Annotated in this window: 6 protein-coding genes and 2 pseudogenes; 3 read left to right on the forward strand and 5 right to left on the reverse strand. The window is 75.2% G+C overall.

Going from position 1 to position 7,722, the window contains the following annotated elements:
- The 4 genes and pseudogenes from KS423_RS32245 to KS423_RS32260 form a co-directional block, all read right to left on the reverse strand.
- Window positions 1-622 (reverse strand): annotated as a pseudogene (locus KS423_RS32245) (apolipoprotein N-acyltransferase); the annotation flags it as partial.
- 95 nt (window positions 623-717) lie between these two features.
- Window positions 718-1,170 (reverse strand): N-acetyltransferase, encoded by a 453-nt coding sequence (locus KS423_RS32250; protein WP_224283302.1) that lies wholly within the window; start codon window positions 1,168-1,170, stop codon window positions 718-720.
- Window positions 1,171-1,212: 42 nt separating this feature from the next.
- Window positions 1,213-2,853, reverse strand: coding sequence for an amidohydrolase (locus tag KS423_RS32255; RefSeq protein ID WP_224283303.1), 1,641 nt, complete (start codon window positions 2,851-2,853; stop codon window positions 1,213-1,215).
- A 50-nt stretch (window positions 2,854-2,903) separates the two neighbouring features.
- Window positions 2,904-3,344 carry an Lrp/AsnC family transcriptional regulator gene (locus KS423_RS32260; protein WP_045694655.1) on the reverse strand — a complete coding sequence of 147 codons (441 nt, stop codon included), beginning with the start codon at window positions 3,342-3,344 and terminating at the stop codon, window positions 2,904-2,906.
- A 229-nt stretch (window positions 3,345-3,573) separates the two neighbouring features.
- Between KS423_RS32260 and KS423_RS32265 the strand changes: the two genes are divergently transcribed.
- Entirely contained in the window at window positions 3,574-4,095 is a 522-nt protein-coding gene (locus KS423_RS32265; protein ID WP_224283304.1) for a hypothetical protein, read from the forward strand.
- Between the two features lie 133 nt (window positions 4,096-4,228).
- On the opposite strand, the gene KS423_RS32270 is transcribed toward KS423_RS32265, so the two are convergent.
- Complete coding sequence (locus KS423_RS32270) at window positions 4,229-5,392, reverse strand: acyl-CoA dehydrogenase family protein (RefSeq protein ID WP_224283305.1); 1,164 nt, start codon at window positions 5,390-5,392, stop codon at window positions 4,229-4,231.
- Window positions 5,393-5,602: 210 nt separating this feature from the next.
- Here KS423_RS32270 and KS423_RS32275 point away from each other — a divergent pair, with 210 nt between their 5' ends.
- Window positions 5,603-6,259 (forward strand): uridine kinase, encoded by a 657-nt coding sequence (locus KS423_RS32275; RefSeq protein ID WP_374120066.1) that lies wholly within the window; start codon window positions 5,603-5,605, stop codon window positions 6,257-6,259.
- A 389-nt stretch (window positions 6,260-6,648) separates the two neighbouring features.
- Window positions 6,649-7,722 (forward strand): annotated as a pseudogene (locus KS423_RS32280) (CbxX/CfqX); the annotation flags it as partial.

A 7,722-nucleotide genomic window follows, 5' to 3' on the forward strand; every position in this document is an offset into this window, starting at 1 on the left:
TGCCCGGCCCGCGCAGCCGCAGCGCGGCCCAGGCCAGCAGCGCGCCGGACAGGGCGACCGCGAAGGTCACCAGCGGCGCGCCGCCGAGCGCGGCCAGCGGGGTGTACGGGGTGGCGGTGTTGGCGAAGGCGAGCCGGCCCCAGGGGAATCCCCCGAGCGGCAGCCGGTCGCGGGCCCACTCCTGGGTGATCCACAGGCAGGCCGCCCAGAGCGGCCAGGCCGGCAGCCGGGAGGTGACGGCCAGGCCGCCGCCGAGCAGGGCCAGGAACAGCGCCTCCACGACGGACAGGCCGATCGTGGCGTCCCAGCCGACCACCCGCAGCCAGCTGAGCAGCATCAGGAAGAACGGCAGGCCGAAGGCGAAGCCGGTCCACAGGCCCTGACGGAAGGTGCGGCCCAGGGTGAGCAGCGAGAGCGCGGCGACGCCGAGCAGCGACAGCGGCCACAGGTCGTACGGCGGGAAGGCGAGGGCCAGCAGCAGGCCGGCCAGGGCGGCGAGGCCGGTGCGCGGAAGCCCGGCACGGACCTTGGCGAGCGCGCGGGCTCCGCGGCTCGGTCCGGGCGCCGGCTCCTGTGGCTCGGGTACGGCCTCGGACCGTTCCTGGGTGACGGGAATGGCCACCGGCGCACCATCTTCCTGGGGCTTGCTGTTCGGACGCTGTGCGAAGAAGGTACCCCGGAACGTCGGGAGGACGTGAGGCGAGGGTGGTGGCCGGGTCAGCGCGGGGCGTAGCGGAACTCCCGCAGCGGCCAGTGCCCGGTGAGCCAGCCGGAGACGGCGTGGTACAGCGGGGCGTCGAGGTGGGCGCGGTCGGCCCGGACCCAGGAGCTGACCGAGATCACGGACGGGTCCTCGCGGTCCGGGTAGATGTACACGCAGCCGATCACCTCGTCGCGGTCCGGCTCCAGGACGGTATAGGTGAAGCCGGTGCGGGCCTCGAAGTCGGCGGCGTGCCGGCGCAGGTCGGCGAGGTTCTGCTCCGGGGGCATCCCGTCGGCGGGCGGCCAGCCGCGGCCGGCCCAGCCGGGGGTGGCGCGGATGTGGGCCACGCTGCTCGTCCAGGCGGCGTGGTCGGAGGCGTTGTGCTGCTCGCCCAGGGGTTCCAGGCGGAACTCCGGGGCGAGCAGCTCGCGCGGGACGGTGAAGTCGGCGGGTACCAGTTCGGTCATGGTGATCAACCTAGGACGCGGTGGCCCGCCGTTCCACGCGGTTTACCGCTGGAACACCGTGCGGCCGCGGACCACGGTGCGCAGGCAGGTCGGCAGCGGGTGGCCCGGGGTGAGGTCGGGCAGGCCGGGGGTGCCGGAGCGCGGGTCGGTGGACCAGCCGGCCACCCGGGAGTCGGGGGCCTGGACGACCAGCTCGCCGGCCGCCCAGATCGCGTAGCTGGCGACCGCGCCGGGGACCAGCACGCCGTCCTGGTCCCGGCCGACGGCGCGCCAGCCGCCGCGGGTGTGGGCGGTGAAGGCGGCCCGCACCGAGATCCGGTGGTCCGGGGTCTGGTGGAAGGCCGCCGCACGCACGGTGCCCCAGGGGTCGAGCGGGGTGACCGGGGCGTCCGAGCCGAAGGCCAGCGGGACACCGGCCCGCAGCAGTGCGGCGAAGGGGTTGAGGGCGGCCGCCCGCCCGGCGCCCAGGCGCTGGACGTACATGCCCTCGGGGCCGCCCCAGGCGGCGTCGAAGGCGGGCTGGACGGAGGCGGTCAGGCCGAGTTCGGCGAAGGCGGCGATGGTCCTGTCGTCCAGGGCCTCGGCGTGCTCGACGCGGTGGCGCAGGGCCTTGACCCGGTCGGCGCCGATCCGGGCGCCGGCCGCCCGGACGCCCTCGACGACCGCGGCGACGGCCGCGTCGCCGATGGCGTGGAACCCGGCCTGGATCCCGGCCTCGGTGCAGGCGGCGACGTGGTCGGCGACCTGCTCGGCGGTCAGGTAGGCGGTGCCGGTGTGCTCGGCGTCGGTGTACGGGGCGTGCAGGCAGGCGGTGTGCGAGCCGAGCGCGCCGTCCACGAAGAGGTCGCCGCCGGCGCCCACCGCACCGAGCCTGCGGGCGGTCTCGACACCACCCAACTCGCCCCAGTAGCCGAAGACTTCTGGCCCCTCCCCTTCGGCGGCCAGGGCCAGCAGGGCGGCCAGGTCGGCCTCCGAGGAGATCTCCGGGCCGGCGCACTCGTGCAGGGCGCCGATGCCGAGCTCGGCGGCGCGGGCCAGGGTGGCCCGCTGGGCGCTGCGGCGCTGCTCGGGGGTGAGACGGGCCAGCGCGGTCTGCCGGACGGCGTGGTGGGCGTCCTTGGTGAGCGGGCCCCCGGGGTCGAAGCCGGGTGCCTCGGCCAGGCCCTCGGTGAGGCTGCGCAGCGCGGTGGTGGCGAGCGCGGAGTGCACGTCGGTGCGGGAGAGGTAGAGCGCGGCACCGTGGGCGGCGGCGTCGAGTTCGGCGAGCGTGGGCGGACGGCCCTCGGGCCAGCCGGTCTCGTCCCAGCCGTGGCCGATCAGCACCCCGCCGGGCTCGGGCTGCGCGTCGACGAAGGCGGTGACGGCGGCCAGGGTGGCGGCCAGCGAGGGGCTGCCGGTGAGGTCGAGGCCGGTGAGCGCCAGGCCGGTGGCGGTGGCGTGCACGTGGGCGTCCACGAAGGCGGGGGTGACCAGGGCGCCGTCCAGCTCGACGATCTCGTCGGCGGTCGCGGCGTACGCCTCGGCGGCACCGTCACTGCCGACCCAGGCGACGTGCCCGCCTTCCACGAGCATCGCGGTGGCGAAGGGGTCGGCGGGGCTGTAGACGGCGCCGCCGCGCAGCAGGACGGTTCGTGGGCCCCTCCTGCCCGAGGGCGGGCAAGGAGGGAGGGTGCTTTCGGTCATGCCGCCAAGTCTGCACGTCACCGGTTCCTCCGCGGAGACCGGCCCGCGGTTCAGAGCTTCGGGGGTCGCGCCTCGTACGGGGTGGACAGGACGACGGTGGTGCGGGTGGAGACGCCGGCGGCGCTGCGGATGCGGGCGAGCAGGTCCTCCAGGTCGCCGGGGGCGCCGACGCGGACCTTGAGGATGTAGTTCTCGTCGCCGGCGACGCTGTGGCAGGCCTCGATCTCGGGCAGGCCGGCCAGACGCTCGGGGGTGTCGTCGGGGGCGCTCGGGTCGAAGGGCTTGACCGAGATGAACGCGGTCAGCGCCAGGTCGACGGCGTCGGGGTCGATGATCGCGGTGTAGCCGCGGATCACCCCGCGCTGTTCGAGGCGGCGCACCCGCTGGTGCACCGCCGAGGTGGACAGGCCGGTGGCCTTGCCCAGGTCCGTGTAGCTCATCCGGCCGTCTTCGAGGAGCAGCTGGACGATGCGTTGGTCGAGATCCTCCACAGTGCGCAAACCTACCCGGTCGGGAGCACGGGGGGCGCACGCGGTGGCACGGGGAGGGATTGCAGGTGTCAGGCGGGCACATGCCGGGTGAATGTGGCATCCGGTGTGGCCAAGGACACACCCGGTGCATCACGGTGCGCGTGACCGCAGGGTTATGAATCCGGATCACAGGGAAGTGCTGGTTGTGGCCCTGGACGACCACGCCGGGCCCGATCCTAGGGGGATCCTCATGCCTGCTACTGACCAGCGCGTGCTGGGCGCCGACGAGACCGACGATATGACCGACCGCGAGGACCTCGCGGTCGACCACATGCCGGGCACCGACCCCGGCGAGGCCGAGTCCTGGGACATCTTCCGGGTCAACTGCCCCGAGTGCCGCCGCCCGATCGCCCTGGTGGCGGACGAGGAGCGGCTGCCACAGCACGCACTGCTGCCGACGGCCTGGAACCCCTTCGCCCCCGCGATCTGCCCGGGTTCGGGCGTGCCGACGGACGACCTGGCCGAGGTCGAGGCCCCGGAGGACGCCGAACCGGCCGGGCTCGCCGCGCTGTTCAAGCTCCCGAGCGGACTGGACTGGCGCACCCAGCCGTTCTCGCACGCCGTCGCGCACCGCCCGGTGCGGCTCGCCTCGGTCGTCCAGGCCGCTCCGGTGGCGCCCGCCGTCCCGAACGTCTCGGCGCTGCGGGCCGCCATCCCGGAGCAGCGCCGCCGTCGTCCGGCGCTGACGGCCCGTACCGCCAAGGCGAGCTGACGCCGCGACAGGAACGCCTCCGGCCGTCACTCCGCACCCTGGAGTGACGGCCGGAGGCCGTGTGTGGGGGGCCGCGGCCTGCCCGGAGGATCACTGCCGGGTCCGACAGGCCCCACCGGGCGGGCCCCGGGCGTCAGGCCTTCGTGAGGTGGCGGCCGATCACCAGGCGCTGGATCTGGTTGGTGCCCTCGACGATCTGCAGCACCTTGGCCTCGCGCATGTAGCGCTCGGCCGGGAAGTCCTGGGTGTAGCCGTAGCCGCCGAGCACCTGGACGGCGTCCGTGGTCACCCGCATCGCCGCGTCGGTGCAGAACAGCTTGGCCATCGCCGCCTCCTTGGAGAACGGCCGGCCGGCGTCCCGCAGCCTAGCGGCGGACAGGTAGAGCGAGCGGCCGGCCTCGATCTGGGTGGCCATGTCGGCGAGCATGAAGGACAGGCCCTGGAACTCGGCGATCGGGCGGCCGAACTGGCGCCGGGTGCGGGCGTAGTCGACCGCGAGGTCGAGCGCGGCCTGGGCGACGCCTATCGCGCACGCGGCGATGCCGAGGCGGCCGGAGTCCAGCGCGGCGAGCGCGATCTGGAAGCCCTGCCCCTCCTCGCCGATCAGCCGCTCGCGGGGCACCCGGGCGCCGTCGAAGTGCAGCTGTGCGGTCGGCGAGGAGCGCATGCCCATCTTGTGCTCCGGCGGGGCCGCGGACAGGCCCTGCTGGGTGCCGGGGACCAGCAGGCAGCTGATGCCCTTGGGGCCGTCGACGCCGGTGCGCACCAGGGCGCTGTAGAAGTCGGCCTGACCGCCGTGGGTGATCCAGGCCTTGGTGCCGTTCACCACGTACGCCTCGCCGTCGAGGTCGGCGCGGGTGCGCAGCGCGGCCGCGTCGGAGCCGGACTGCGGCTCGGAGAGGCAGTAGGCGCCGAGCTGCTCGCCGGAGAGCATGGCGGGTAGCCAGGTGTCGCGCTGTTCGTCGGTGCCGAAGGTGGCGAGCGCGTGGCAGGACAGGGTGTGCACGCTGACGCCGAGGCCGACGGCCAGCCAGCCGGCCGCGAGCTCCTCCAGCACCTGGAGGTACACCTCGTAGGGCTGTTCGCCGCCGCCGTACTTCTCGTCGTACGGGAGGGAGAGCAGGCCGGCCTCGCCGAGGGTGCGGAAGGCCTCCCGCGGGAAGCGGCCGGCGGCCTCGTCCTCCGCCGCGCGCGGCCGGAGCTCGCGCTGGACCAGCTCCCGGGTGAGGCTCAGCAGCTCGCGGGCCTCCTCGCTGGGCAGCTGGCGCTCCACGGCTTTCACAGGGGAGGGGGTCATGGCGGCGGTCGCCTCCTCGATCGGGCGCCGGACCGGGGTGTCGGCTGGTCCGGCGTGGGTGGGGCAGTCGGACCGACCGGCACCGGGTTGCGGTGAACGGCCGTTCACAGTCGTGGCGAAGGCGAGTATGCCCGAAACCCGCGCTGCCGTCACGACCTGCACAGATGAACTGTCCGCAGTGGCGGGCTACGGCACCGTAGGGTTGACGTTGTGGCTGTATCCGAACCTCTCCCGCCCCGCCTCGGGCCCGCTCCGGACGACCGGTTGACCGCGCTCGCGGCGGAGCTCCGCGCGCTGCCGCCCTCCTGCGGGCCGGTGCGGCTGGTCGCGGTGGACGGGCACGCGGGCTCCGGCAAGACCACCTTCGCCGGACGGCTGGCGGCGGCGCTCGGCGGGGCCCCGGTGGTCCACCTCGACGACCTGGCCACCCACCGCGAGCCCTTCGGGTGGACCGGACGGCTGCGCGAGCAGGTGCTGGAGCCGCTCGCGGCCGGGCGGGACTCCGAGTACCGGGTGTACGACTGGACGCTGCGCCGCTTCGCGGGCACGGCGGCGGTGCCGGCCGCGCCGGTGGTGCTGGTGGAGGGGGTGGGCGCGGGCCGGCGGGCGGTGCGGCCCTGGCTGGCCCGGGTGGTCTGGATGGAGTTGGACGCCGCCTCCGCCCGGCGGCGCGGGGAGGAGCGGGACGGTCCGGAACTGGCCGAGTTCTGGGCGGGCTGGGCCCGGGCCGAATCGGCGCATTTCGCCGCCGACCCGAGCCGCCCGTACGCCGCGACGCGGGTCGACGGGGTGACCGGACGGATCGCCGCGAGCACCGTGGGTGAACCTTCAACCACCGCCTTGACCTGCGACATCGCCAGGATCTAGGTTCTCCTCAGCCGCCGGAACGAAAGCTTCCGGTCGCCTCGGACCCGGCGCCCCCGGCTTGTTCCCCCGTGAGCCGGGGACGCCGTCCGGTCCCCTTCCGAAACTCGCTCCCCCGCCGCCCGCTTCGTCACCCGGGCGCTCAACGGCCGCTCGCGCGATCGCATTTGACCCTGTGCGGCACCCTTCCGGATCAGCCCCGCGCCGGTACGATTCCTGGCAGGCGCATATGCGCCGAAGGGGGTCGACGACCACCGGCCGGGCCAGGCGCAGGCGACCCGCCGGCCGAGCCCCGGGCCGCACCGCGGGGGGCGTGAGTGACGACGGTGGACAGTTCCGACAGCACGGCGGGCGGGCCCGACCGGCTCGCCGACCGCGCCTGGCTGCGCGCCATGGACGCCTACACGGCCGGCGCGTACACCCGGGCCGAGGAGGAGTTCCGGGCCGCCGTCCGGCTGGACCCGGGCATGGCCGACGCCTGGCTCGGGCTGCACGCACTGCGCAGCGACACCTCGGCCGCACTGCTGGCCATGTACCGCCACCAGAAACGGTTCGGCGAGCAGCGGCGGCTGCACCGACGGCCGCTCAGCTCCTGGTACTGGCTCGGCTGGTGGGTGCAGCCGGTGCTGGAGGACGCCCGCGACCTCGCGCTGGCGCACGCCTCGCACTGGCTGGACGGCCGCCACCTGGCCGAGCTGGACCGGGCGTTGGAGCAGTGCCCGGCACCCAGCGAGGACCCGTCCGCCCGCTTCCTCTACGCCTGCCGGTCCTACCTGCTCAAGGACTGGGAGCAGCTGATCCGGGACACCGACCGCCTGCTGGACGACCCGCTGCTCGGCATCGAGGCCGGGCTGTTCGCCGGGATGGCGCGGGTGCGCCTCGACATGTGCGCCCAGGCGCAGGCGCCGCTGGCCGCCTCCCTGGCCCGCTGCCGCTCCGAGCAGCCGCAGCGCAAGGAGCTGCGGTACTGGCTGGCCCGGGCGTACGAGGGGGCCGGGCGCAGCACCGCGGCGCTGCCGCTCTACCGGGCGGTGCACCGGGCGGACCCGGCGTTCATGGACACCGCGGCACGGCTGGCGGCCATCGCGGCCGAGGACGCGCTCGCGGACGAACTCGCGGACGGTCTGCCGACGGGCGGGCGCCCGGGTGCGGCCGACGCCGCCGCACCGGTCGGGCCGGGTGTCGACGACGGGTACCCGGAGGAGGCCGGGTTCGCCGGGATGCCCGGATACGGCGAGGAGTTCGGGGACGCGGGCGGGCCGAGCGGCGTGACCGTCTCCCGCGACGGGGGATCGAACGGCGGGGTGTCCGACGGCGGGCTGTCCAACGGCGGGGCGCCCGGTGGGCTGCCGTCGGGCGGCGGTCCCTCCGTGGACGCCGGACTGGTGGACGGACCCCCGGCGGACGGAACCCTGACCGGCGGCGTGCCGACCGGCGGCGCCCTGCTGGACGGCGCCGCCGCCGAC

The organism is Streptomyces sp. LS1784, assembly GCF_020103755.1.
In the GTDB taxonomy this organism is placed as follows: domain Bacteria; phylum Actinomycetota; class Actinomycetes; order Streptomycetales; family Streptomycetaceae; genus Kitasatospora.